20 protein-coding genes are annotated in these 25437 nt (G+C 58.8%); 14 read left to right on the forward strand and 6 right to left on the reverse strand.

The features are described from left to right. Nucleotides 1-23 precede the first annotated feature (23 nt). Nucleotides 24-1139, reverse strand: a complete 1116-nt coding sequence (locus QA648_RS20305; RefSeq protein ID WP_104826125.1) for an ABC transporter substrate-binding protein — start codon at nucleotides 1137-1139, stop codon at nucleotides 24-26. A gap of 327 nt (nucleotides 1140-1466) precedes the next feature. Here QA648_RS20305 and QA648_RS20310 point away from each other — a divergent pair, with 327 nt between their 5' ends. From QA648_RS20310 to QA648_RS20335, 6 genes are read left to right on the forward strand one after another with little or no spacing between them, the layout of a single operon-like run. Continuing rightward, nucleotides 1467-3548 carry a hydantoinase/oxoprolinase family protein gene (locus tag QA648_RS20310; protein WP_283053219.1) on the forward strand — a complete coding sequence of 694 codons (2082 nt, stop codon included), beginning with the start codon at nucleotides 1467-1469 and terminating at the stop codon, nucleotides 3546-3548. Between the two features lie 10 nt (nucleotides 3549-3558). Further along, nucleotides 3559-5226 carry a hydantoinase B/oxoprolinase family protein gene (locus QA648_RS20315; RefSeq protein ID WP_283053221.1) on the forward strand — a complete coding sequence of 556 codons (1668 nt, stop codon included), beginning with the start codon at nucleotides 3559-3561 and terminating at the stop codon, nucleotides 5224-5226. Then, nucleotides 5223-6434 (forward strand): pyridoxal phosphate-dependent aminotransferase, encoded by a 1212-nt coding sequence (locus QA648_RS20320; RefSeq protein ID WP_283053222.1) that lies wholly within the window; start codon nucleotides 5223-5225, stop codon nucleotides 6432-6434. The genes QA648_RS20315 and QA648_RS20320 overlap by 4 nt, the downstream gene beginning before the upstream one ends. Before the next feature lie 15 nt (nucleotides 6435-6449). Continuing rightward, entirely contained in the window at nucleotides 6450-7262 is an 813-nt protein-coding gene (locus tag QA648_RS20325; RefSeq protein ID WP_283053224.1) for an NAD(P)-dependent oxidoreductase, read from the forward strand. A gap of 9 nt (nucleotides 7263-7271) precedes the next feature. Next, nucleotides 7272-8465 carry an FAD-binding oxidoreductase gene (locus QA648_RS20330; RefSeq protein ID WP_283053226.1) on the forward strand — a complete coding sequence of 398 codons (1194 nt, stop codon included), beginning with the start codon at nucleotides 7272-7274 and terminating at the stop codon, nucleotides 8463-8465. A gap of 21 nt (nucleotides 8466-8486) precedes the next feature. Further along, nucleotides 8487-10172: a thiamine pyrophosphate-binding protein gene (locus QA648_RS20335; protein WP_283053228.1), complete on the forward strand. Its 1686-nt coding sequence runs from the start codon at nucleotides 8487-8489 to the stop codon at nucleotides 10170-10172. 50 nt (nucleotides 10173-10222) lie between these two features. Here the strand turns inward: QA648_RS20335 and QA648_RS20340 are convergent, their stop codons facing one another. Then, a complete protein-coding gene (locus QA648_RS20340) occupies nucleotides 10223-10954 on the reverse strand; it encodes a FadR/GntR family transcriptional regulator (protein WP_104826130.1) in 732 nt (243 codons plus the stop codon). 78 nt (nucleotides 10955-11032) lie between these two features. Then, the gene (locus QA648_RS20345) at nucleotides 11033-14071 is read right to left on the reverse strand and encodes an FAD-binding and (Fe-S)-binding domain-containing protein (protein ID WP_283053230.1); all 3039 of its coding nucleotides are present in this window, start codon (nucleotides 14069-14071) and stop codon (nucleotides 11033-11035) included. A 97-nt stretch (nucleotides 14072-14168) separates the two neighbouring features. On the opposite strand from QA648_RS20345, the gene QA648_RS20350 reads away from it, so the two are divergent. Genes QA648_RS20350 through QA648_RS20365 form a run of 4 tightly spaced genes read left to right on the forward strand, consistent with a single transcriptional unit; the run spans nucleotide 14169 to nucleotide 17218 of the window. After that, complete coding sequence (locus tag QA648_RS20350) at nucleotides 14169-14918, forward strand: SDR family oxidoreductase (protein ID WP_260304692.1); 750 nt, start codon at nucleotides 14169-14171, stop codon at nucleotides 14916-14918. Continuing rightward, nucleotides 14911-15651 carry an SDR family oxidoreductase gene (locus QA648_RS20355; protein ID WP_283053232.1) on the forward strand — a complete coding sequence of 247 codons (741 nt, stop codon included), beginning with the start codon at nucleotides 14911-14913 and terminating at the stop codon, nucleotides 15649-15651. The genes QA648_RS20350 and QA648_RS20355 overlap by 8 nt, the downstream gene beginning before the upstream one ends. 48 nt (nucleotides 15652-15699) lie before the next feature. Beyond that, entirely contained in the window at nucleotides 15700-17025 is a 1326-nt protein-coding gene (locus tag QA648_RS20360; protein ID WP_283053234.1) for a DUF3422 domain-containing protein, read from the forward strand. A gap of 10 nt (nucleotides 17026-17035) precedes the next feature. Further along, nucleotides 17036-17218: a hypothetical protein gene (locus tag QA648_RS20365; protein WP_260304695.1), complete on the forward strand. Its 183-nt coding sequence runs from the start codon at nucleotides 17036-17038 to the stop codon at nucleotides 17216-17218. A 38-nt stretch (nucleotides 17219-17256) separates the two neighbouring features. Here the strand turns inward: QA648_RS20365 and QA648_RS20370 are convergent, their stop codons facing one another. Together QA648_RS20370 and QA648_RS20375 are read right to left on the reverse strand one after the other, a co-directional pair. Then, nucleotides 17257-18279, reverse strand: a complete 1023-nt coding sequence (locus QA648_RS20370) for an Ldh family oxidoreductase (RefSeq protein ID WP_283053237.1) — start codon at nucleotides 18277-18279, stop codon at nucleotides 17257-17259. 60 nt (nucleotides 18280-18339) lie between these two features. Beyond that, nucleotides 18340-19368, reverse strand: coding sequence for a proline racemase family protein (locus QA648_RS20375; RefSeq protein ID WP_283053239.1), 1029 nt, complete (start codon nucleotides 19366-19368; stop codon nucleotides 18340-18342). Nucleotides 19369-19572: 204 nt separating this feature from the next. Here QA648_RS20375 and QA648_RS20380 point away from each other — a divergent pair, with 204 nt between their 5' ends. After that, nucleotides 19573-20271, forward strand: coding sequence for a GntR family transcriptional regulator (locus tag QA648_RS20380; protein ID WP_260305280.1), 699 nt, complete (start codon nucleotides 19573-19575; stop codon nucleotides 20269-20271). Nucleotides 20272-20879: 608 nt separating this feature from the next. Then, a complete protein-coding gene (locus QA648_RS20385) occupies nucleotides 20880-21881 on the forward strand; it encodes a glycine betaine ABC transporter substrate-binding protein (RefSeq protein ID WP_283053240.1) in 1002 nt (333 codons plus the stop codon). 61 nt (nucleotides 21882-21942) lie between these two features. Here QA648_RS20385 and QA648_RS20390 read toward each other — a convergent pair whose 3' ends face one another. Next, nucleotides 21943-22875 (reverse strand): LysR family transcriptional regulator, encoded by a 933-nt coding sequence (locus QA648_RS20390; RefSeq protein ID WP_283053242.1) that lies wholly within the window; start codon nucleotides 22873-22875, stop codon nucleotides 21943-21945. Nucleotides 22876-23127: 252 nt separating this feature from the next. On the opposite strand from QA648_RS20390, the gene QA648_RS20395 reads away from it, so the two are divergent. After that, complete coding sequence (locus QA648_RS20395; RefSeq protein ID WP_283053244.1) at nucleotides 23128-24255, forward strand: alcohol dehydrogenase family protein; 1128 nt, start codon at nucleotides 23128-23130, stop codon at nucleotides 24253-24255. A 14-nt stretch (nucleotides 24256-24269) separates the two neighbouring features. Next, complete coding sequence (locus tag QA648_RS20400; RefSeq protein ID WP_260304700.1) at nucleotides 24270-25385, forward strand: mandelate racemase/muconate lactonizing enzyme family protein; 1116 nt, start codon at nucleotides 24270-24272, stop codon at nucleotides 25383-25385. Nucleotides 25386-25437 lie beyond the last annotated feature (52 nt).

A 25437-nucleotide genomic window follows, 5' to 3' on the forward strand; every position in this document is an offset into this window, starting at 1 on the left:
CCCGGCGCGCAGGCAAAGCTGCCTTACTTCACGAGAACGGGGGTTCCCTTGTCGTCGAAGTTGTAGAAGACGAACTTGAAGTCCTTGATGTCGCCCTTCTTGTCCCACGTGACCTTGCCGATCGCGGAATCAACGGTGTTGGTGCGCAGCCAAGCGGCCTGAGCCTTCAGGTCTTCGCCGGCCTTGAGCGCGGCAACGATTGCCTGAGCGTTCGCGTAGCCATAGAGGACATAGTTTGCCGGGGTGATGTTCGCCTTCTTCAGCGCATCCTGAACGCCCTTCGTGGAGGGATCTTCCAGCGGATCGGGTGTCGCCGAGTAGTAGACGTTCTTCAGGTTCGCCGGGCCGCCGGCGGCGGAGACAAGTTCCGCCTGGGCGAAGGCATCGCCGGTGACGAATACGACATCGACACCCTGTTCCTTAAGCTGGCGAACAAGCGGACCGCCTTCCGGGATGAGGCCACCAAAGTAGACCGCGTTTGCGCCGGAGCTCTTGATTTTGGTGACAAGCGCGTTGAAGTCGCGCTCGCCGCGCGTCAAGCCTTCATAAAGGACCGGCTTGATGCCGCGTGCTTCGATGGTCTTCTTGACTGCATCCACCAGGCCCTGACCGTAGGTATCCTTGTCGTGGATGAGAGCGATCTTGTCACGCTTGAGCGTATCCAGAATGAAGCTGCCGGCGACGACAGCCTGCTGGTCGTCACGACCGCAGCCACGGAACAGATTGTCAAAACCGCGATCGGTAACCGTAGGGTTGGTCGAGGACGGCGTCATTTCCAGAATGCCGGCATCGTTATAGACCTCGGATGCCGGGATTGTGCTGGACGAGCAGAAATGTCCGATCACGGCGTTTACTTTGTCCTGATCGACGAAGCGGTTGGCAACCGCGACGGCCTGCTTGGGTTCGCAGGCGTCATCGCCCTTCACCAGCTCGATCTTTTTGCCGTTGATGCCGCCGGCAGCATTTACGTCATTGATATAAGCCGACACCCCGTTGAACACCTGTTCGCCGAAGGTGGCGTTTGCGCCCGTGAATGGTCCGGCGACGCCGATCTTGATCGTGTCTGCCGCCAAGGCGTTGGAGAAGAGCAGGGCGGACGTGAGCATGGTCGCCGTCAAGAGCCTGGAAATCGATTTCATGGAATTTTCCCTCTGGTTGAAGCTACTTCGTTCAGGTTGATCAGATGCGGGTTCAGCCCGCATTCGCATGTTATTGAATCGAGGAACTGCCTAATTTTATTAGGTAATTCTCGCTTTTTGGAGTTCGGGGCTTGGCGCTTTTCGCAGCGTTTTTAGCCCCCTTCCCAGTTGACAGTTATATGATAAGGGACATATACGAAGAACGTCAAGCGGAAATGTTGCGGCACCGCTTGTCGTGGAGGAGAATGCTCAGACGCACGGCCGCATGGTTGCGGTCTCAACCGGATCTGACGCTTCGGGCGGAAGACAAAAGTGGGGAACAAACTGGTGAACAACGCACCACGAAACTGCCGGGTCGGCGTCGACATCGGCGGCACCTTTACCGATATCGCGCTCGATCTGGGTGGCGCGCTTCACTCGACGAAGGTTTTGACGGATTACACGGCGCCCGAGCGCGCGATCCTGAAGGGTGTGAGGGCTGTCGCCGACATGGCGGGCATTGCGCTTTCAGAGATAGACATTCTCATTCACGGCACGACCCTTGCCACCAATGCGCTGATTGAGCGGCGCGGCGCGAAGACTGCCTTCGTGACGACGGAGGGTTTTCGTGATGTGCTGGAAATGCGCACCGAGAACCGTTTCGAGCAATATGACCTCAATATTTCCCTGCCGCCGGCCCTCATTGCGCGCGCCGATCGCTTCGTGGTGCGTGAGCGCATCGATGCGTCGGGCAAGGTTCTCCTGGTGCTGGACGAGGCATCGGTGGCGGTTGTCGTCGAAAAGATCGCTGAGGGCGGCTATGAGAGCGTCGCCATCGGCTTCATCCACGCTTATGTGAATGGCGCGCATGAGGTTGCCGTCCGCGACGCCATCCTGAAGCGTCTTCCGAATGTCTCGGTGTCGATCTCATCCGAGGTCTCGCCGCAGATGCGCGAGTTCGAGCGCTTCAATACGGTTTGTGCCAATGCTTATGTAAAGCCGGCGATCAAATCCTACCTCGATCGCCTCGTCGTCTCGCTGAAGGACATCGGCGTCGGTTGCCCGGTCTTCATGATCCATTCCGGCGGCGGCATCGTGTCCGTCGAAAGCGCCTCGGAATTTCCAGTGCGACTGGTCGAATCCGGCCCCGCCGGCGGCGCGATCTTCGCGGCTGATATTGCCCGTCATCACGGTCTCGACGCGGTTCTTTCCTTCGACATGGGCGGCACCACCGCCAAGATTTGCCTGATCGAGAACCAGGTTCCCAAGACGGCCAAGACTTTCGAGGTCGCGCGCACCTATCGTTTCCGCAAGGGTTCGGGCATGCCGATTTCCATCCCGGTCGTCGAAATGGTGGAGATCGGTGCGGGTGGCGGTTCGATTGCCTCCGTTGACGGCATGCGGCAAATCCGCGTCGGACCGCATTCGGCAGCGTCCGAACCTGGCCCTGCCTGCTATCAGCGCGGCGGCAAGAACCCCACGGTGACAGATGCCGACCTTATCCTCGGCAAGCTCGATCCGGAAAATTTCGCCGGCGGCGCCATCCGTCTTTCCATCGATGCGAGCCGCAGGGCGATGAGCGACGATATCGGATCGGTCATCGCGCTCGATCCGGAAGCGGCGGCTTACGGAACCTGCGAGATGGTGGATGAGAACATGGCCAATGCCGGCCGTGTTCACACCGTCGAGAACGGCAAGGACATTTCCGATTTTACGATGATCACCTTCGGCGGCGCGGGGCCGCTGCATGCGGCGCGCCTGTGCGAGAAGATGGGCATTTCCACTTTCCTTGTGCCTCCCGGCGCTGGCGTGGGCTCCGCCATCGGCTTTCTCAAAGCGCCGTTCGGCTACGAGTCCGTGCGCAGCGCCGTCTTCAATCTTTCGAGCTTCGATTTCGCCGAAGCCAACCGGTTGCTGGAATCCATGAAGGCCGAAGCCCTCGGCTTCGTTGAAGGTGGTCTCGACAAGGGCGCACCGACCATCGAGCGCACCCTGTTCATGCGTTATGCGGGGCAGGGCTGGGACATTCCGGTGGCGCTTGAAGACGACCGGTTTGATGCGGCCAGCGCCAAAAAGATCACCGCTCTGTTCGAAAGGGAGTACGAGCGCTTCTTCGGCCGTGCAATCGAAGGCCTCGATATCGAGATCGTAAGCTGGTCGGTCAAGGCAAGCTCGCCGCTTCCGCCGGTTGACCGCGTTCCGCCGATCGCTGAAGGCAGCGTCGTCAAGCCGAGCCAAACCCGCCGCCTGTTCGAAGCTTCGCAGGGCTCTTATCTCGAAGCTGGCATTCACGAGCGCACGAGCCTGAAGCCCGGCGACGTGGTCAAAGGCCCCGCTGTCATCGTGGAGCGCGAAACCTCCACGGTTCTCACCTCTTCCTTCAAGGCAATCGTCCAGAACGATGGCTGCCTCCTCGTAACGCGGCTTTGAGGATAGCTACATGAACCAATCCATGATCGATATCCATATGCAGGTCATGTGGAACCGCCTGATCTCCGTCGTCGAGGAACAGGCGCAGACGCTGATCCGCACGGCCTTCTCCACCTCCGTCCGCGAAGCGGGCGACCTGTCCGCCGGCGTCTTTGACCTGGATGGTCGCATGCTCGCGCAGGCCGTCACCGGCACGCCGGGCCATGTCAACGCAATGGCGGAATCCGTCGCCCATTTCATCCGTGACATCGGCCCGGAGAACATCTTTGAAGGTGATGTCTACATCACCAACGACCCGTGGAAGGGAACCGGTCATCTGCACGACATCACCGTCGTGACGCCTTCCTTTCACCATGGCAAACTGGTCGGATATTTTGCCTCCACTGCCCACGTTGTCGACGTCGGCGGACGTGGCTTCGGGCCGGATGCGCGCGAGGTCTATGAAGAGGGTATCTTCATCCCGATCATGAAGTTCTTCGAGCGCGGAGAGCTGAACCGGACGCTGATCCACATTGTCCGCAACAATGTCCGTGAAAGCGACAAAGTGGTCGGCGACTTTCACGCACTTGCCGCCTGCAACGAGACCGGCCATCGCCGGCTCATCGACATGCTGACGGAATTCAATCTGGAAGACCTGTCGATGATCGGCGGCTTCATCCTCAAGCACAGCCGCGAGGCCACGCTGGAGCGGTTGAGAAACCTTCCGCACGGTTCATGGAACTACAGCCTCGATCTCGACGGCTATGACGAGCCGGTGCATCTGGCCGCAAAATTGACCATCGGCCCGGATGGCGTCGTAGTGGATTTCGATGGCACATCGGGCATGAGCAAGTTCGGCATCAACGTGCCGCTGGTCTATGCGAAGGCCTATGCCTGCTACGGCATCAAATGCGTCGTCGCGCCGGAAATTCCGAATAACGCGGCCTCCCTCGCTCCGTTTGACGTCGTTGCGCCGGAAGGCTGTATCCTCAACGCGAAGCGCCCGGCTCCGGTCGCTGTCCGTCACGTGCTCGGGCATTTCGTCCCCGATCTCGTTCTGGGGGCGCTTCATCAGGCGCTTCCCGGACAAGTGCCTGCCGAAGGTGCAAGCGCCCTCTGGAACTTGCATATGAGCGTGCGACCTGTTTCCGATCAGATCGGCGGCAAGGGTGCCGAAATCCTGATGTTCAATTCCGGCGGGTCCGGCGCACGCGCCTCGCTGGACGGGCTCAACGCAACGGCCTTCCCGAGCGGCGTCCATACCATGCCGATCGAGGCGACCGAAAATGTCGGCCCGGTCATCGTCTGGCGCAAGGAGCTGCGCGAGGGGTCCGGTGGCGCAGGCGCTCAGCGCGGCGGTCTCGGTCAGATGATCGAGATCGAAGCGGCCGAAGGTTACAGCTTCCGTTTCTCGGCGATGTTCGACCGGCTCAATCATCCGGCTCGCGGCCGCGACGGCGGACTTGATGGCGCATCGGGCGGCGTTTCGCTTGACGACGGCACGATGCTGAAGGGCAAGGGCCTGCAATTCGTGCCGGAAGGCCGGCGCCTCGTTCTGTCGCTGCCGGGCGGTGGCGGCTATGGCGATCCTGCCGAGCGCCCGGCCGAGGCCGTCGAGCACGATCTCAAGCACGGCTATATCACCAAAGAACAGGCCGCAGCCTACGGCAACGGCGGCACCCGGGGAGGGCAGGCATGAACATGATTGCATTCGAAAGCAGCCGCACGGCCACCATCAAGTCGTCGCCGTCTATGGCGGTTTCCCTCGCCGCCAAGGCGATGCGGGCAAGGGGCGAGCATGTCGTCGATCTCTCGCTCGGAGAACCGGATTTCGATACTCCCGCCCACGTAGTCGAAGCCGCGATCGAGGCTATGCGCAAAGGGATCACCCGCTATACGGCCCCGGACGGCCTGCCGGAGCTGCGCCAAGCAATCGTTGCCAAGTTCAAGCGCGAGAACGGCCTGGACTACGCAATGGACGAGATTTCCATCGGCAACGGAGCCAAACAGATCCTCTTTAACGCCTTCCTCGGCACGCTCGAGCCGGGCGATGAAGTGGTCGTTCCCGCACCCTATTGGGTTTCCTACACCGACATCGTCATTCTGCATGGCGGGACGCCCAAGGTTGTCCCTTGCGGAGTGGAAGACGCCTTCAAGATCACGCCGGAACGGCTGGAGGCGGCAATCACCCCCAAGACGCGTTGGTTCCTATTCAACTCGCCGTCCAATCCTACAGGCGCAATCTACACGGCGGAGGAACTGAAAGCGCTCGGCGACGTATTGGCGCGCCATCCGCGCGTTGCGATCATGTCCGACGAAATCTACGAGCATATCGTCTGCGGCGATGTGCCGTTTACGTCCTTCGCCGTGGCGTGTCCGGCTCTCAAGGACCGTACCTTGATCATCAATGGGGTATCTAAGGCCTATGCCATGACGGGCTGGCGGCTCGGTTACGCCGCAGGCCCAAAGGATCTCACCAAGGTGCTGAACAAGCTTCAGTCCCAGAGCACAACATGTCCCTCTTCGGTCACGCAATATGCAGCCGCGGCCGCACTCAACGGTCCGCAGGATTTCGTGAGGAAAGCTGTCGAGGAATACAAGGCGCGCGGCGATCTCGTTGCACGGGGCTTCGGCGCCATTCCCGGACTTGAAGTGCGCGCGCCGGAGGGAGCATTTTATCTCTTCCCCAAATGTGCTCCCTATATCGGCAAGACGGCGCCTGACGGGACGAAAATCACCAACGACACGGCGCTGGCATCCTACCTCCTCACGGAGGGCAAAGTCGCCACCGTGCCGGGCGCTGCTTTCGGCGTCGAACCCTATATTCGCCTGTCTTTCGCAACGTCTCGCGAAAACCTCTCCCTTGCCATCGAACGGACAGCGGACGCGCTGGCCAAGCTTCGCTAATCAGGACGAATTCTCATGACCGACTACAAACGCACGCTTCTGACCGGCGCCGCCGGCGCTCTTGGAACCCAGCTCCGTAAATCCGGAACGAAGCTTGGGAAGATCGTTCGGCTTTCCGCGCGCAATTCCTGCGAAAACCTCGAGCCGCATGAAGAGGATTTTCCAGCAGACCTCGCTGATTTCGATGCGGTTTCCAGGGCCGTCGAGGGCTGTGAAGCCATCATCCACATGGGCGGCCAGGGCCTGGAAGCACCCTGGAAGACCATTCTCGATGCCAATATCGTCGGCAGCTACAACATCTACGAGGCGGCGCGTCAGCACGGCGTCAAGCGCATCATCTATGCCAGCTCCGTTCACGCCATCGGTTTTTATGAGCGAACCGAGACCATCGACGGCAACGTGCCGACCCGCCCCGACAGCCTTTATGGCGTGTCGAAGACGTTCGTCGAGAATCTTGGCCGGTATTATTTCGACAAGTTCGGCATCGAAACCGTGAGCCTGCGCATCGGCTCGTCCTTCCCGGAGCCGACCGACCGCCGTCATCTCATCACCTGGCTTTCCTATCGCGATTGCCGTCAGCTCGTTGAAAAGAGCCTGTCGGCAGAGCGCGTCGGCTTCATGGTTGCCTATGGAATGTCCAACAATAGCCGAGCGTTCTGGGATAATCGCACGGCGGCATCCCTTGGTTACAAGCCGGAAGACAGCGCCGACGACTACGTGGAAAAAGTGTTCGCAAAGACCAAGCAAGGCGATCCGAACGATCCCGCGGTGCGCTTCCAGGGCGGTAGCTTCGCGGCGGCTGGTCACTATGAAGACGAACACAAGTGAGGCGAGCCGATGCAAGCTTCCAGATCTGCATATGACGTGATCATTGTCGGGGGCGCAGTCGTCGGCAGCTCCGCAGCCTATTTTCTCGCGACCAATCCCGATTTCAAAGGATCGGTCCTCGTGATTGAAAAGGACTGGACCTATCAGCGCTCGGCAACGGCGCTGTCTTCCAGCTCCATCCGCCACCAGTTCTCGAATGCGATCAACGTTAAGGTCTCGCAGTTCGGCACGGAATTCATCCGCTATTTCAAGGAAAATGTCGCCGTCGATGACGACACCCCCGAAATCGGCTTCCACGAAGCGGGCTATCTTTTCCTGGCCGAAGACGAGCGTGGCGAACAGGTCCTGCGCCGTAATCATGAAACACAAATCTCCTGCGGGGCGGAAGTAACGCTTCTCGATCCGGAAGGCTTGGGCCGGCGATTTCCCTGGCTTAATCTCGAAGGATTGACGCTCGGCAGCACCGGCGAGCGCGGCGAAGGCTGGTTCGACAGCGTCGGCCTGCTGCAGGGCTTTCGAAAGAAAGCGCGCTCGCTCGGGGTCGAATACATCGAAGACGAAGTCGTCGCCGTCAACAAGGAGGGAGACCGCGTCGTTTCCGTATCGACGAAGAGCGGCCAGACGATCGCCTGCGGCACGATGGTCAATACGTCCGGTACCAACGGCAAGAAGGTCGCGCGGATGGCCGGGCTCGACGTTCCCGTGGAGCCACGCCGTCGCTCTCTATTCGTTGTCGACTGCCGCACGCCCTTGCAGGGTAAAGTTGGCCTGACCATCGATCCGACCGGCGTTTTCTTCCGCCCGGAAGGCAAGTTCTATCTGATGGGCACCTATCCGAAGCACGATCCGGAAGTAGATCCGAACGATTTCGACGTCATGCATGACGAGTTTGACGAGGAAATCTGGCCGATCCTTGCAAACCGCGTGCCTGCCTTCGAAGCGATCAAGGTGGTCAACTCCTGGGCCGGTCATTACGACTATTGCACCCTCGATCACAACGTCGTTCTCGGACCCCACACGGACGTCAAAAACTTTCTCTTCGCCAACGGCTTTTCGGGCCACGGTTTGCAACAGTCGCCTGCGATGGGCCGGGGCCTGTCGGAGCTCATCACCTATGGGGGTTTCAAGACGCTCGATCTTGCGCCTTTCGGCTACGAACGGGTGGTAGCGAACCGACCCTTCCTCGAAGACGCCGTCATTTAACGAACAAGATAAGGGAACCCCATGAGGTACGAAACTTCAAAGCGCAGCGGCGGCCAGGTTCTGGTCGATGCCCTGCGGATCCACGGCGTCGATCGCGTGTTCGGTGTGCCGGGCGAAAGCTATCTTGCCGCGCTCGATGCTTTTCATGACGCAGAAGGTGCCATCGAATTCGTCATCTGCCGTCAGGAGGGCGGGGCGTCCTATATGGCGGAAGCCTATGGCAAGATGACGGGCAAGCCCGGCATCTGCTTCGTCACCCGCGGCCCGGGCGCAACGAACGCTTCCATCGGCGTGCACACTGCCTTCCAGGACTCCACGCCGATGATCCTGTTCATCGGCCAGGTGGCGCGTGACCAGATGGAACGTGAAGCCTTTCAGGAGATCGATTACCGGCGCATGTTCGGTCAGATGGCGAAGTGGGTGGTTGAGATCGAGGATGCGGCCCGCATTCCCGAATTGATCAGCCAGGCATTCCATCGCGCTGTCAACGGGCGCCCCGGCCCGGTGGTTGTGGCACTGCCGGAAGACATGCTGACCGACATGGTCGACGTTGCCGACACGCCGGCCTACCGGCGCGTCGAGGCCTATGCCGGCGAGCCGCAATTGCAGGAATTGCAGGCACTCCTGTCCAAGGCCAAGCGTCCGATGGCCATCGTCGGTGGCGGTGGCTGGACGCAACAGGCGGTGGCGGATCTGAAAAGCTTCTCGGAAACTTTCAGCCTGCCGATCGCAGCCTCCTTCCGCTGCCAGGACCTCTTCGACAACACGCATCCGAATTATGCCGGCGACCTCGGGCTGGCGGCGGGGCCGAACCTGATTCAGCACGTTAAAGACTGTGACCTGCTGATCTCGATCGGTGCCCGTCTCGGCGAAATGACCACCGGCGCGTATAGTTTGATCGACATTCCGGTTCCGAAGCAGACGCTTGTCCATATTCACCCCGGTGCGGAAGAACTGGGTCGCGTCTACCACGCGACATTGCCGATCAACGCCAGTGTCGCGGGCTTCTTGGCCCAGGCGGTGAAGCTCAAGCCTGCAGCGGCACCCGCCTGGACCGATTGGACGGCGGCGGCGCATGCCGACTATCTGGAAAACCTCAAGCATCCGCAGGTTCCGGGTCCTGTCCAGATGGGCGCTGTAATGGAATGGCTGCGCGGCCACCTGAAACCGGACGCGATCCTGACGATGGGGGCAGGCAATTATACCGCCTGGGCGCACCGCTTCTATCAGTACCGTACCTTCCGAACCCAGCTTGGTCCGACCAATGGCTCGATGGGTTACGGTGTCCCGGCTGCGGTCGCCGCGAAGATCACTGATCCTTCGCGAACTGTCGTGGCCTTCGCCGGCGACGGATGTTTCTTGATGAACGGACAGGAGCTGGCGACCGCCATGCAATATGACGCACGCGTCATCTTCCTCGTCATCAACAACGGCATGTACGGAACAATTCGCATGCATCAGGAGCGCAACTATCCCGGCCGTGTGTCAGGCACCCGGCTGACGAACCCGGATTTTGCCTCGCTGGCCCGGTCCTATGGGCTGCACGGCGAAACCGTGGAGGTGACGGAGGATTTCGCCGGCGCCTTCGAACGTTGTGAAGCATCGGGCAAGCCGAGCCTGATCGAAATCCGGATCGATCCGGAAGCGCTGACGCCGAAGATGAGCCTTACGCAAATTCGCGATCAGGCAATCGCACAGGGCAAATAAAAGACGATGCGCCGCCCGGCAAACGGGCGGCGCAGGCCACTTTTTCTCCGCTACTGCTCCGTTTCGCTGCTCACAGGCTCATCGAGCAGCGCGCGATAGCGATTGAGGCTTTCTTCCAGATGGGTTGCCAGCGCGCTTTTTGCCGCCTTGGGATCGCCCTGAGTAATGGCGGATAAAATGGCGGCGTGTTCCTTGTTGATCTTCTTCAGATAGGTGCCGTAATTGCGTGCGGATTGCCGATGCTTCAGCAGCAGATCGAAGTTAATCCTCTCGATCACCGCTTCCAGAAAGTTCGGGAAATGTGGATTGCGGGTGGCGCGCGCAATGGCAAGGTGAAATTCGAAATCAGCGCGCGCTTCGACTTCCGCATCTTCCGTTGCAAGCGTTTCCAGCCGATCGTAGGCGCGTGCGATCTCAGCAAGAGCTTCCGGCGTACGCCGCGTAGCGGCAAGCGCGACGGACTGCATCTCCACACCAAGCCGGAGTTCGAGGATCTGCATGGCCGAGCGGATGTCCTCGATGCGGCCGATCTCGAAATTGAGGGCCTTGGCATCCTTTTCGCTCACATAGACGCCGGCGCCCTGACGCGCCGTGACCCGGCCTCCCACCTTCAGGGAGGTGAGCGCCTCGCGAATGACGGTCCGGGAAACGCCGAACTCTTCGCAAAGCTGCGCGCTTGACGGAATCTTCTCGCCGGGCGCATAAAGACCGGAATCGATGCGCTCACTGAGTTTCGCAACAACGATTTCCGCGAGATTTCCCCGTTGCGTGATGATCGACACCTGATTTGCTCCGATTTTCCTGGGCCGAATTTAGCACATATCACATATCATGCCACATTTGATCGCGGCATGGTCGTGCTAATCTGCAATTATTTCATTCAGCACTTCAAACGGATGCGAGATTCTTTTGTGATCTATCTGCTTGACTTGAGACCGGCATGAATAACCTGTGGCCATCAGCATGTTGGTTTTATCCTCGGCTTCAATCTCGCGTTTCCAGCTCATTGCATAAAGCCGCTCCGAGATGGCGCGGTTGCGCGCTTCATGGCCGAAGGTGCCTGCCATGCCACAGCAGCCGACGTCAGCCGTCTGAAGTTCGATGCCTAACCTTCCGAACACCGCTTTCCATTGCCCCAGGGAAGCGGGCGCGTTCGTGCGTTCCGTACAATGGGCCAGCAATCGGAAGCTCTTGCCTTCGGCGGTCGATGGCAGGGTGCCTAGCCTGTCGACATTGGCCGTTAGCCATTCCTGCGGCAAGAGGACGGTTGCCTTCAGCTTCGCACCGACCGCGCTTTTGTATTCGCTGCGATAGGCAAGTGTCATCGACGGATCAAGGCCGACGAGAGGCACACCGCTATCGGACAGGCGGTTGAAATAAGCGGCGGATTGCCCTGCAGTCCTCTCAAAGCGGCCGAGATAGCCATGGACATGCAACGCCTTGCCGTTGGTGTGACGGGCGGCGAGAAAGGGCGACAGGCCCATTTTCCGCGCCAGTTTTATCGCAGCGACGGCAACCTGCGGGTCGAAATGCTCCGTGAAGCTATCGGGAACGAAAATGACGCTCCGTTTCCGTTCGTCAGGCGACAAGGCTTCGATCCGGCTGGGGGTCGCGATCGGCACGCCCAGCCGGGCAGCCTCTCGCGCCAGGGAGAGGCGTGGAAGCAGCGGCAGCGCCGTCAGCCCGACGACATGCATCAGCTTCTGGCCCACATGCGTTCCCACGAATAGGTTGTATGCGGGACGCATCCGAACCATCAAGGGCAGAGTGGTCTCGATGGTCGCGACGAGCAGATCCTTCATGGAGCGCAGGTAGCGTCCGTAATAAAGCTCCAAAAACTTGGAACGAAACGATGGGACGCTGACCTTGACGGGGCATTGGCCGGCGCAGGCCTTGCAGGCCAGGCACGTATCCATCGCAGCGCGCACCTCATGCGAGAAGTCATCCCGGTTTTTGGGATTGAGTGAGTTCAAGGCGCGCCGGGCAAGATCAAAAACGGGATTGACGCCGCGCGCCCGCTCTGCTTCCTTGCGCGGATCGACGCCCTTCTCGGCAAGGAGCCGCAGCCATTCCCGCATCAGTGCGGCACGGCCTTTCGGAGAGAAGCGTCGGTCGCCCGTCGCCTTATAGGAAGGGCACATCGGGCTTGCTTCGTCAAAGTCGAAACAGGCGCCGTTGCCGTTGCAATAGGCGGCATTGTCAAAGGCGGCGCGGATCTCGTTGCCGAGAACGCGGTCGACGCTGCCGCGAAGTGGCACCTCGTCTATTTTCAGAAGCGGTTCGTTTGAAGGCGCCGCGATCTTGCCGGGATTAAGCCGGTTCTCCGGATCGAATGCCCGCTTGATCTCCTGCAGACAGGGATAGAGGTCGCCAAAGAATTCCGGCACATATTCCGAACGCACGCCCTTGCCGTGTTCGCCCCAAAGGACGCCGCCATATTTGCGGGTGAGTGCCACCACTGCGTCGCTGATGTTGCGCACCAATGGAACATGATCTGCGCGGGTTAGGTCGAGCGCCGGTCGCACATGCAACACGCCGGCGTCGACATGGCCGAACATGCCGTATGAAAGGCCCGCACCGTCCAGCAATGCACGGAACTCGCGAATATAGGCCGCGAGGTTTTCAGGGGGAACAGCCGTATCTTCGACGAAGGGCACGGGCCGGACCGGCCCTTCCACATTGCCGAGCAGGCCGACGGCGCGCTTGCGCATCGACCATATCGCTTCGATCTCGGCGTGGTTCCGCACCACCGTGTAACCTCTTCGGCGTGCATTTGCACCGGTGTCGATGGCTGCGGTTATCTCGGATAACTTGCGTTCAAGCTCGTCCTCATCGTCGGCGAGAACTTCCGCGATATTGATCCCGTTTGCCGGTCCGATTGCATCATCGGGGAAAAACCGGGCAATGCTGTTCCAGACAATGTCGCTCTTGGCGAGCTTCAAGACCGTCTCGTCGATCGTTTCCACCGAAGCGACTTTGAGCGCCGCCAGGGTCCGGGCATCCTCCAGCGCCGTATTGAAATCGCCATATCTGATGTTGATCAGCGCGGCGTGGGCCGGAAGCGGCAAAAGATTGAGCTCCGCCTCGGCGATCATCGCCAATGTTCCCTCCGAGCCGCAGAGAATGGCGTTGAGGTCGAAACGCCCATCGGGATGCCGTATGTGGGCGAGATCGTAACCGGTCATATAGCGATTGAGGTTCGGAAAGACCTCCGCGATCCGGTCGTGCTTTTCGCGGGCGATACGGTCGACCGTCCTGTGGATCTCTCCAATCCGGTCCTGGCGCGCTGCAGCCTCGGCGAGCGCGGCCGCATCCAGTGGGCGCGACCACCATTCTGAGCCATCGACGAGCACGATACGCAGGCCGAGCACATGGTTGCTAGTCTTTCCATAGAGGCAGGAGCCCTGGCCGCAGGCATCGGTGGAGACCATGCCGCCGATGGTGGCGCGGTTGGAGGTGGAAAGCTCCGGCGCGAAGAAGAGGCCGTATGGCTTCAAGGCGCGATTCAACTGATCCTTGACGACGCCGGCCTGGACGCGAGCAACCCTTCGGACCGGATCTATGTCCAGTATGCTGTTCATATGCCGCGAACAGTCGACCACAATGCCCGATGTCAGCGATTGTCCGTTGGTACCGGTGCCGCCGCCTCGAGGTGCAATCGCGATCGTGCGGAAGGCCGGTTCCGAAAGGACGGTTGCGACAATTCTCAGATCTTCGGCGCCCTTCGGAAAAAGAATGGCTGCGGGCTCGACCTGATAGATGGAATTGTCGGTCGCAAAAACCGTCCGCGTCGCGGCGCCGGCTTCTATGTCACCGCTGAAGCCCGCTTCAATGAGCCGTTCGAAGAAACTGGCCGGGGGCAGGGGCGTGACGAAATTCGTCCGTAGACGTGGAATCATCGGAAAACCTTCATAAAGCGCTTGAGCTTTGTCAAAGTTGGCATATAAGTGATAACATACAAATTTGGTGGCGCAACGCAAAACAACGAGGTGGAACTTGAAGAACCAAACCGCAATCATCGTCGGTGGCGCATCTGGTCTCGGGCTGACGACAGCGAAGCTTATGATCTCTCATGGTGCAACCAAAATCGGCCTGATCGACCGCAATGAACAATTGCTGGCTTCGTCCGCGCAGGTGCTGCGTGCTCTCGGCGCAGAGGTGGCGACGGCGGTCGCCGACATCTCCCGCGCCGAAACGGCGCATCGGGGTTTCAACGAAATCGTCGGGCAGCTTGGTCGCATCCATGTCCTCGTCAACAGTGCCGCGATTTATCCGCGTCGGCCGATTCTCGAAATCACCGATGAGGAGTGGGATCTCGAAAACGCCATCAACGTCAAGGGCACCTATCACATGATGGTAGCTGCCGTACTTCATATGCGCCAGCATGTGAATGCTCCGGAAGTGACGGGACGCATCGTCAACGTCACCTCGGTCGACGCCTTCAAGGCACATCCCCAGAATGCCCACTATGCCGCGACCAAGGCAGCCGTGGTCAGCCTGACCAAATCTTTCGCTCAGGAATGCGCCAAGGATCAGATTCTCGTCAATTCGGTTGCGCCGGCCGGCTTTGCGACCGATCGCGCCAAGGAACTTGGCTTCCTGCCGGAACTGGCCAAGGCCAGCGCGCTTGGCCGCGCAGCCGAGCCGGTCGAAATGGCGGAGTGGATCGTCATGATGGCATCAAGCCGCAACACCTATGCCACCGGTGAAAACGTCGTCATCAGCGGAGGCTACATCTATGTCTGATGTCTATCGCACCGTGGTCGTAACCGGAGCGACCAGCGGTATCGGCAAGGCGATTGTCGTCGCTCTTAGGCAACGCGGATTCACGGTCTATGCCGTCGGCCGCAACGAAGATGTGCTCAAGGAACTCTCCGAGACCAGCGGTGCGATCCCGATCAAGGCGGATGTGCGCGATACGCAGAGGATCGCCGAAGCGCTGAATGGTATAGAAGTCGATATCCTCATCAACAATGCCGGCATCCTGTCGACCCGCGCATCCTTCCAAGAGATCGATCCGGACGAGATCGATGCCATGATCGACGTCAACCTGAAGGCGCCGATGCGTCTCACCAGAGCGGTTGTGCCAGGCATGGTGCAACGCAGGCGCGGTCATTTGATCTTCATCGGCTCGATCGCGGGGCGGGCTGCCTTCCCGAATTCGTCGGCCTATGGCGCCTCCAAAGCCGGCTTGAGCCTGTTCTGCGACAATCTTCGTCTTGATTTGCTCGGGACATCGGTGCGCGTCAGCGAGATCGTCCCCGGACGTGTCGAGACCTCACTTTACCGCACCTCTATTCCGGATGGTCAGGCGAATGCCGTGCTCTATGACGGCTATCGCTCCATTCAGCCTGAAAACATCGCTCGCGTAGTCGAAAACATCATCGACCTGCCGGTCTTCGTCGACGTCTCGCGTGTCGAGGTCTATCCGACGGATCAAGCAGCGGGCGGGGGAACCATGGTCAAATTCCAGCAGTGAGAGCAGACGTATCTCCTTGATTTCTGTTCGGTATCTGGAGGGGAACCGATGGCAGACAACACTGCAATTGAAAGGGCGGCGCCCATGCTTTCGCCCCATGAGGACCGGGCGTTTGTGCTTGAGGAGGTACATGCCCGGCCGTTCAGGCCGATCGAAACGCCGGCACGTCTTTTGCATTTCGCGTTTCTTTCAGCGGGAGCCGAACGGGACACTGAGCGCGAAGCGCTTTCGCTTTACTGCCAGGAAAACGGCCACGACGCCATTCCGGCCAATGCCAGACATCATCGCGTGTCGTTTGGCGATATTCATCTTCGTTGGGAACGGCACAGCGAATTTGCGACCTATTGCTGGTATTACAAGCATCCCGCCCAGGCAGATTTTGCTGCGGAACCGGCAACTCTTGCTCCGCAGATGTATGCCATTCTCCAGCCAGGCCCACACCTCGTCGCCATCGACCTGCATATAGTTGATGTGTCTTCCGCGCCCGATATCGATGCAATGTTCGCAAAGGAATCCCTTTGCGTCATGACCGCCGAAAAAGGGGGCGTCATAGTTGCCACGGATTTCAAGCCGGACGCCGGCGGCTTCGTCAAAATTCTCGTGGTCAACAATGGCGTGCCCGCCATGCGGATTGGTGCGCTTGCCCAGAGACTGCTTGAACTCGAAACCTATCGAGTCCTTGCTCTATTATGTCTGCCCGAAGCTCAACGTCTGGAGCCGTCCGTGCGCCAGATCGAGCGTTCACTGGTCGATGCAACGCAGGAAATGACGCAAACCGTCTCGCTGGAAGACAACGAAAGCTTGCTGGATAAGCTCGTCGTGCTTGCAGCACGCCTTGAAGCAGGTGCGGCGAAATCCCTGTTCCGCTTTGGAGCAAGCCGCGCCTATCAGAATATTGTTCTCGGAAGGATCACCGCAATCGGTTTCGAACCGGTGCCGGATCGCGAAACCTTTCAGGCATTCCTCAATCGGCGCATGGCGCCGGCGCTTCAAACATGCTTTTCGCTTGAGGAAAGGCAGGTCAACCTTTCGCGGAAGCTGGCGCGCGCGACCCAATTGTTGCGAGCGAAAGTCGATGTGGCGATGGAGCGACAGAACAGGGACATTCTGCAGACGATGAGCGAACGCGCTCAGCTTCAGCTACGTCTCCAGCAGACGGTGGAGGGGCTTTCGATTGCGGCTGTCAGCTATTACGTCGTTGGGCTGCTTGGCTATTTCCTTAAAGGTCTGGCGCATGGAGTCCATGCATTCGACGCGGAACTGGCAATGGGATTAGTAAGCCCGATAGCTGTCGTCTTCGTGGCAACCCTTATCCGCCAGCGCACGAAACGCTTCCACCCATCCAGCAATTCTCACAATTACAGCATTCGCTGAGGGTCACATCATGCGCCGCAAGATCGAAAATCAGCCGAACGAAGTCTCAGACCTTGCCGACAACTATGGGCCAATTGCCATCAAGGCGGTGCTTGCCGCCTTCAGCGTGAAGATGCCAAAAGCTGAAAAGACCAACACGGCAGAAGATGATTTTCCACGGCACCCGGACTTTCATGGCTATGAGGTAGACTAACCTTCGTCTTCCCTGCAGAGCGCCGGAAGAACGCCGTTTTATTGCGCGAATGAACGTAGCTGTTCGTAAGTGCTGGCGCTCAGTCGGATGCCATCGCGCTCTGACGCTGCTCGTGTCCTATACCTTCGGTCTGACGGCAGTCGTGTTCCGCCGGACTGCCGGACCAATTCAATCAGATGGGCAACCCGGCTTGCAAATGCGTTATTGTTTCCGCACGTCGGATCAATAAGGATCAGAGCCTGCCCGGTTTTCGGGGTTTCTGCACCGGGATGAGTCGAGAAATCGACCTCCGTTGAAAATTGACCACCCGTTAGCCCAGATGCCAGAACCTCCACCATGAGTGAAAGGGCGAAGCCCTTGTGGCCGCCGAACGGAAGAAGAGAACCGCCCGCAAGAATTCTTTTCGGGTCTTCGCTCAAGAGGCCCTCGGCATCGACTCCGGTGCCCGGCGGAACGTTATGGCCCTCACGCGCCGCGATCCGCAGATCGCCATTCGACATTGCGCTGGTCGCGAAGTCGAAAACGAAGGGATCAGCGCCCGCAACCGGTGTTGCAAAGGCAATGGGGTTGGTTCCCATGATCGGCTTCGCACTTCCCGGAGGCGCAACGCATGCCAGTCCGGACACCATCGAAAGTGCGACGAAACCCTTTCTGGCAAAGGGTTCAAGATCTTGCCAAAGCGCACTGAAATGATGCGAGTTCCGGATCGCGAGGACTGCCGCGCCGTATCTTGAAGCCTTTTCGATCAACAGCGGCGTGGCAGCCGCTAGTGCCGGTTGGGCAAAGCCGTTCCTGGCGTCGACGCGAATGAAGGCCTCGCCGCCATCTTCGATGGTAGGCAATGCCTTACCATCCACCCAGCCGCTCCCAAGCGTGGCAACATAACCGGGAATCCGAAACACGCCATGACTCATGCTGCCGTCGCGTTCACATCCGGCACAGTTTTCGGCCAGGATCGCCGCATTCGCCTCGGAGACGCCGAAGCGAACAAAAATCTTGACCAACAGCAATTTCAGATCGCCAAAGCTGATACGGATGGAGTCTTCTGGATTTTCGATCATCCGATTAAGCCTTCGAGACTGGCGTATGGCTCGACATATATCAATGGCAAGATTTGCCTCCTAGATATCCATGGGCCAAGTGTCCGAGAGGCGATAACCCGCTTGAAATGGGTCGCTAGGATCGACCATTAGCTGTTTCGTACCGATCACCCATGCCCGGCCTGAAATGATCGGATTGATGCCGAGCTTGCCGTTGATGTCAACTTCACTGTCGATGCTGCAATGGAATTCCGTATCGAGCAACGAGGTGCCCACGAACTTGTCGCCCGGCTTCATCTGGCCCTTCGCATGGAGAATTGCCATTCGCGCCGAGCATCCGGTCCCGCAAGGGGAACGGTCGATCTTACCCGGACGTATGGCGACGGCATTCTTGCCCCAAAGCACGCCGTCCTTCATGACCACAGGATCGGTGATTTGGCAGAATGAGATGTGGCCCCAGTCGTTTGCCGGATGCTTGAAGCCAAGCTGTTCGTTCGCAGCTTCTGTGATCTTTACGCCAAGCCGGGCGATATCTCGAGCCTGGTCGGGCTGGAGCTGCAATCCCAGCGACGCCGCGTCGACGATGACGAAGCTGTCGCCGCCATAGGCGGTGTCGACAGTCAAGGTGCCAATTCCTTCGACTTCGAGCTTGGCATCGAGCTTATCGGCGAAGGAAGGAACATTCCGCACACGGATACGCTCGGCCTTGCCATTGCGGCACTCTGCCTCAACCTCGATCAAGCCGCCTGGCGGTTCCAGCACCATGCGCGTGATCGGTTCCTGCATTGGGATAATGCCGGTATCGAGAAGGACGGTTGAGACGCACATGGAGTTTGAGCCCGACATGGGTGGGGTATCGACCGGCTCCATGATGATCCAGCCCATCTGCGCCTTCGGGTTCTTTGGTGGGACAAGAAGGTTCACATGTCTGAAGACTCCCCCGCGAGGCTCGTTCAGGACGAAGTTCCGCAGCGTCTCGTCCTCAGCGATCCAACGAGCCTGATCCCAGACGGTTGCGCCCGGCGGTGGGGCGACGCCGCCGACGATAACATCGCCGACCTCGCCTTCGGCGTGGCAGCTAACAACGTGCACAACCTTTGACGTTCGCATCTTCGTTCCCCATGGATTATGTCACATTCGCATCAATTTCGGATAACGTATACGATCTACGAAAGGCGAGTCAAGGCTGGCTTATGGAAGATGGCGTACGGAAGCATCTGCGACGTTGGACGTCCCGACAAATGCGGAAGCCTTGAGAACAAAAGTGGCCTACGATATTGCTCGCCTATCGAGAACGAAGGACGCGAACCGGGAATGCCGTTTAACTCAGAGCAGGCTACGAATTTGGGAAGCGTCCCAACGGCTTCGGACGTAATCGTCAAGTTCATCCGCGATTCCATCATTGATGGGACGCTCGACGAGGGTGAGCCGATCCGCCAGGACGAAGTCGCCCGCATGTTCAACGTCTCCAAAATCCCTGTCAGGGAAGCCTTGAAGCGGCTGGAAGCCGAAGGTCTCGTCGCCTTCCAAAGAAACCGTGGAGCGGTGGTGACGCCGACCTCCGAGCCGGAGCTCGTCCAGATTTTTGAGGTACGCGCGATCCTGGAATCCAGCGCGATAAAACTTTCAATTCCTCAAATGACAGAGGAGACTTACGCACAGGCGCAAGCCTATTGCGACGCGTTTGCTCAGGAAACGGACATCGGACGATGGGCCGAGCTCAATTGGCGTTTTCATTCACGGCTCTATGAGGATGCCCACAGGCCGTACATGGTGAACATGATACGGTCGGTGAATGATCGGATCGAACGCTACTTGCGGATTCAGCTCACGCTTTCGAACGGGCATCAGGTCGCCGACGATGAGCATCGTCAGATCCTCGAACTTTGCCGCAAGCGGGACGTCGAGGGTGCCGGCAGTCTTGTCTACGCCCACATTATGCGGGCGTGCCAATCTCTGATGGAGCACCTTCCCAAGGGCACCGCGTTGGCTCCCGCAACTAAGCGACCCTAAGGCGGACTTCTCCGCGGCGGACGGCGTTCGCCTCGCGATCACGCGTGTTCAGCCATCTCAGCCAGCATCTCTCGAAAATCGCTCCGGCGTTCCCGCCCGGCTGCCGATTCCCTGCGCGTCGGTGCAACGACGGAGAAATTCTGGATCTTTGGCGAAATTCGTTGTTCTGGCAATAGTTTGGAATGTACATTAGAGTACACAAAACAATCATAGATGAAAATTTAATAGACATATATGTACATTTTGCTTGTTACGCCGATCCGCTTTTGCTAGAAGCTCTCCCAATCCGCTCGATGGGATGACGGGACGCGTGCAAGCGCCACTGAGGAAGGCCCTCGTCCATCGATGCATGACCGCTGTGAGTTTCCAAAAGAGGAGACGTGATGCGATGCCCATGAAAATCACCGGAAGCGGCGCGTTGTCCGATGACGCTTCAAATGATCTGCCGATGCCAAATCGTCGGCGAGGAGAATGACGCAATCTCCATCGGCTCAGGGCCGGCGTCACGCGCGGCTTTCAATCGATCGATAGACAGATGGGTTAACCTTCGGGACAGGTTCTGCGGCACCCTGTTCCTATCGACTGCCGCTAAGAATAGAGGGAACTCAATGAAGTATTTGCTTGCATCTACATGTCTCGCCGTCGGCTATTTGGGCCTGTCGCTGCCTGCCTCTGCCGCCGGCTGTGGCACCGTCACCCTTGCTTTGCACAATGTTCAAAGCGCGGAAGTCCTGACGTATGTCGATAAGTTCATCTTGGAGAACGGTTACGGTTGCAGCGTGGAAACGATGCCCGGCGACACCGTGCCGTCGACGACGTCCATGGTTGAAAAGAGCGAACCTGACGTTTCGTCGGAGACCTGGGTTGATCTTCTGCCGGAAATCGTTCCCCGCGGCCTGAAGGACCAAAAGATCATCGAGGCGGCAAAGGCGCTGCCGGACGGTGGTGTTCAGGGCTGGTGGATTCCGAAATACGTTGCCGAGGCACATCCGGATATCAAGACGATCGACGATGCGCTCAAGCATCCCGAACTCTTTCCCGATCCTGAAGACTCGAGCAAGGGTGTGATCTTCAACGGAGCCCAGGGCTGGGGCGCAACCGTCGTTACCGCACAGCTCTTCAAGGCTTACAACGCAACCGACAAGGGGTTCAACCTCCTCGACCCCGGCTCCGCGGCCGGTCTCGATGGTGCGATAGCAAAGGCTTACGAACGCAAGGAAGGTTTCATCACCTATTACTGGGCTCCGACTGCGTTGCTCGGAAAGTACGATATGGTGATGTTGAAGTTCACCGTTCCGCAGGATGCTGCCGAGTGGAAGCGTTGTATCACCAATCTTCAGTGCCCGGATCCCAAGCCGGCCGCTTGGCCCGTCGACAACGTCTACACCGTTCTGACGAAGAAGTTTGCCGACAGCGCCCCGCCGGAAGTCCTCGAATACTTCAAGACGCGCGGTTGGAGCAATGCGACCGTCGGCAAGGTGATGGCCTGGGAGACGGAAAACCAGGCAACCGGCGACGAAGGTTCCAAGCATTTCCTCAAGGAAAACAAGGATATCTGGACCAAGTGGGTTCCTGCCGACGTAGCAAAGAAGGTTGAAGCTGCTTTGTAAGTCGTAAGCGAGGGCGCGCGACGCTTCGCGCGTCCTAACTTATCGCCCACCGGCTTAAAGCCTATTTGCCTTTCCGAGGCATTGGCGTATCACGCTCTTGCGCGGCAAGTTTCCTTATCCAGTCTCGAACTGTCTCCGCCGCCACCGAAAGTTCACGGTTACTGTTCCAGGTAAGGTAGTAGCCGCCGGGCGCTGGTATGACGAGATCGGTGAAGCGGACGAGTTCGCCCTTTTCCACGAGCGGCCCGACCAACCGATGCCAGCCGACCACCAGCCCCTGGTCTGCCATGGCAGCTTGCAGCGCCACGCTGAATTTGCCGAAGCGTCTCACATTTGCAGAGCTTGAGGCGACGCCTGCGCGCACCAATACCTCCTCCCAGCCCATCCAATCAGGTTCGACCCATTCGACGTTCAACAACGGAAGGTCACTCAGATTGGCAGTCGTTGCGCCTTGATGCCTTTCTGCAAATGCTGCGCTGCAGACAGGATAGAGGCAATCGTCAAACAAAAACTCCGCCGTCTCATCGATCCATGCGCCAAGGCCATAGCGGATTCTGAGCTCCACCTCGGCCCGGCGAAAATTCTTGACGTTATCGGAGATCAGGTGATCGACGGTTATTTCTTCAAAGGTCCGCCAGAAGTCCGGCATTCGCGGTACGAGCCACATCGTAGCGAAGACGTCGCTGCAGGCGATCGTCACGTTTCGAGCCTTGTCTCCACGTCGAATGGAATTGATGACATCTGAGGCGCGAGCAAATCCGGCCGCTAGGGCGCTGTATAGTTCTTCTGCAGGCGCTGTCAGCGTCACCCCTCTCGCCTTGCGGGCAAACAGCAATACGCCGACATCGTCCTCCATGGCCTTGATCTGCCTGCTCACCGCCCCAGGCGTGACGTTCAACTCGGCGGCAGCCAGCGTGAAACTTCCATGTCGTGCAGCGGCTTCGAAAGCTGCCAGCGCCGTAAGGGAAGGAAGGCCGTAAAAGCGACGAACCAATTGTTTTTCTCCACTGTGGAACCGACACGATACGCCATCGATACCCCGAGAGCGATGGGAAAGGTTGCTTCTCCAAATCATTGGTGGGGTTAGGTTTCCATCGGAAGATGCCACGGCCGGATTGAGATTAACTCAAAGCATTGCTGAGTTTTAAGTGCGTTGTCTTCAACCCGCAGATGCCGTTCTCATGGCTGAAGAGCACGCCAATGGTTGGCGTCGCCCAAAGCCTCAAACAAGCAATAGTGGGTGAAGATGAGCCTGAACGAACCTGCAGCCACAAATCAGATTTCGGCGTTTTTGCCGGATCGCATGAGCGGCGTCGAGCTAGTTGGCCACGGTGGATTTGATAAGCTTCAATACCGGGAAGATATTCCGGTTCCGAGGCCAGGGCCTAGTGAAGTACTGATCCGTGTTGCCGCCGCTGGCGTCAACAATACCGATATCAACACACGGATCGGATGGTATTCGAAGGCGGTAAGCGCAGGAACGGAAACCGGCGCGACAGAAGGTTTCCAGTCTGCGAAAGATCTCGATGCCAGTTGGTCCGGCACGCCAATGACATTTCCGCGAATTCAGGGTGCGGATTGCTGCGGCCGCATCGTTGCCGTTGGCGAGGGAGTGAACGCGGAGCGCCTGGGCGAGCGCGTTCTCGTTCGCAATATGCTGCGGACCTATGTTGAATACCGGCCCTACGAATGTTGGACCTTCGGCTCCGAATGCGACGGCGGGTTCGCTCAATATGCGAAGGCGCCGTCTGCGGAATGCTACAAGGTCGACTGCGATTGGAGCGATGTCGAACTCGCGTCCATACCCTGTGCCTATTCCACGGCGGAGGGCATGCTTCATCGCGCTAACGTAAGCTATGGCGAACGTATTCTGATCACAGGCGCTTCGGGTGGTGTTGGATCCGCGGCGATCCAACTGGCAAAGCGACGTGGCGCCTTTGTCACTGCGGTTGCCGGGCGCGATAAGGCCGATCAATTGCTCGCGCTGGGGGCCGACGAGGTTCTTCCCCGCGGCGAGAATATCGTCGAGAAGCTCGGGAAGGATTCGGTGGATGTCGCTCTCGACGTCACGGCTGGTCCGTCTTTCGGCGAGCTTCTGGAGGTCCTCAAAAGAGGCGGGCGATACGTCGTTGCAGGAGCTATTGCCGGCCCCATTGTCGAGCTCGACGTCAGGACCCTTTACCTCAAGGATCTGTCGTTCTTCGGATGCACATTTCAGGACGACGTCGTGTTCAAGAACCTCGTCGGTTACATCGAGCGTGGCGAGATAAAGCCAGTCATCGCAAAGACATATCCGCTCAAAGACATCGTTCGGGCTCAACAGGACTTTCTGTCGAAAAGTCTCGTCGGAAAGCTCGTGCTCGTCATTCCGTGATTGAAGGATGGACCATGAAAGATTTGAAGATTGCCAAGATCGATGTTTTTAAGGTGGACCTGCCGTATGCGGGCGGAGTTTACCGCCTGTCCGGAGGGCGGGAATATCGAAGTTTCGATGCGACGCTCGTCCGCATTACGGCCAACAATGGCCTCGAAGGATGGGGCGAGAGCACGCCATTCGGATCGACCTGGATTGCCTCCCATGCGCTCGGCGTGCGAGCGGGGATCGCGGAAATCGCGCCGAGCCTCATCGGGCTCGATCCGAGACGTGTCGATCGGATCAACGATGCAATGGATGGAGCACTTGTCGGTCATCTTCACGCGAAGACGGCGATCGATGTGGCGTGCTGGGACGTGTTTGGAAAGGCGGTGGACCTGCCGGTATGCGATCTGCTTGGTGGCCGCACCGATGTCGCCATGCCCGTAATCTCTTCGATCTACATGGGTGATCCCGAGGACATGCGCCATCGGGTCGCACAGCATCGCGCGATGGGCTATATCGCCCATTCGGTAAAAATCGGAGACGAGCCGGCGATGGACGCCGCGCGCATTGCGGCATCGCTTGCTGATAAGAAGCCGGGCGAATTCTTTATCGTGGATGCGAACGGCGGCATGACCGTCGAGACGGCGCTTCGGATGCTGAGATTGCTACCCGATGGCCTCGATTTCGTCCTCGAGGCACCATGCACTACCTGGCGCGAATGCATTTCACTCAGGCGTCGAACCGATGTTCCCATCATCTTCGACGAACTCGCTACGGACGATGCTACGATTGCACATATCGTCGGCGACGATGCGGCAGAAGGGATCGGGCTGAAAATCTCGAAGAATGGCGGACTGACCCGGGGCAGGCGTCACCGAGACATCTGCGTAGCGGCCGGTCTTACAGTGAGCGTTCAGGAAACGACGGGTTCCGACATCGCCTTTGCCGCCATCGTGCATATGGGCCAGACAGTCCCTGAGAAGAACTTAAGATGCGTGCTTGAATGCCGCGATATCGTATCGATCAAAACTGCTGACGGCCCCTTCGAAGTCGTAGACGGCCGCGTGAGAGCGCCGAGCCTTCCGGGACTCGGAATAACACCGCGCCTTGAGATTCTGGGTGAGCCGATAGCGAGCTACTGTTAGAGTAGAAGCGGCGTCTTTGGGCGACGGCATTTGTATGCCGCCGCCCCTGATC

Origin of the sequence: Rhizobium sp. CB3171, from assembly GCF_029714265.1 — a bacterium.
Lineage (GTDB): Bacteria > Pseudomonadota > Alphaproteobacteria > Rhizobiales > Rhizobiaceae > Rhizobium.

Coding starts and splice junctions, on each gene's coding strand:
- QA648_RS20305 (WP_104826125.1), bottom strand. CDS start 1,139: ATGAAATCGATTTCCAGGCTCTTGACGGCGACCATGCTCACGTCCGCC.
- QA648_RS20315 (WP_283053221.1), top strand. CDS start 3,559: ATGAACCAATCCATGATCGATATCCATATGCAGGTCATGTGGAACCGC.
- QA648_RS20320 (WP_283053222.1), top strand. CDS start 5,223: ATGAACATGATTGCATTCGAAAGCAGCCGCACGGCCACCATCAAGTCG.
- QA648_RS20325 (WP_283053224.1), top strand. CDS start 6,450: ATGACCGACTACAAACGCACGCTTCTGACCGGCGCCGCCGGCGCTCTT.
- QA648_RS20330 (WP_283053226.1), top strand. CDS start 7,272: ATGCAAGCTTCCAGATCTGCATATGACGTGATCATTGTCGGGGGCGCA.
- QA648_RS20335 (WP_283053228.1), top strand. CDS start 8,487: ATGAGGTACGAAACTTCAAAGCGCAGCGGCGGCCAGGTTCTGGTCGAT.
- QA648_RS20345 (WP_283053230.1), bottom strand. CDS start 14,071: ATGATTCCACGTCTACGGACGAATTTCGTCACGCCCCTGCCCCCGGCC.
- QA648_RS20355 (WP_283053232.1), top strand. CDS start 14,911: ATGTCTGATGTCTATCGCACCGTGGTCGTAACCGGAGCGACCAGCGGT.
- QA648_RS20360 (WP_283053234.1), top strand. CDS start 15,700: ATGGCAGACAACACTGCAATTGAAAGGGCGGCGCCCATGCTTTCGCCC.
- QA648_RS20365 (WP_260304695.1), top strand. CDS start 17,036: ATGCGCCGCAAGATCGAAAATCAGCCGAACGAAGTCTCAGACCTTGCC.
- QA648_RS20370 (WP_283053237.1), bottom strand. CDS start 18,279: ATGATCGAAAATCCAGAAGACTCCATCCGTATCAGCTTTGGCGATCTG.
- QA648_RS20375 (WP_283053239.1), bottom strand. CDS start 19,368: ATGCGAACGTCAAAGGTTGTGCACGTTGTTAGCTGCCACGCCGAAGGC.
- QA648_RS20380 (WP_260305280.1), top strand. CDS start 19,573: ATGCCGTTTAACTCAGAGCAGGCTACGAATTTGGGAAGCGTCCCAACG.
- QA648_RS20385 (WP_283053240.1), top strand. CDS start 20,880: ATGAAGTATTTGCTTGCATCTACATGTCTCGCCGTCGGCTATTTGGGC.
- QA648_RS20395 (WP_283053244.1), top strand. CDS start 23,128: ATGAGCCTGAACGAACCTGCAGCCACAAATCAGATTTCGGCGTTTTTG.
- QA648_RS20400 (WP_260304700.1), top strand. CDS start 24,270: ATGAAAGATTTGAAGATTGCCAAGATCGATGTTTTTAAGGTGGACCTG.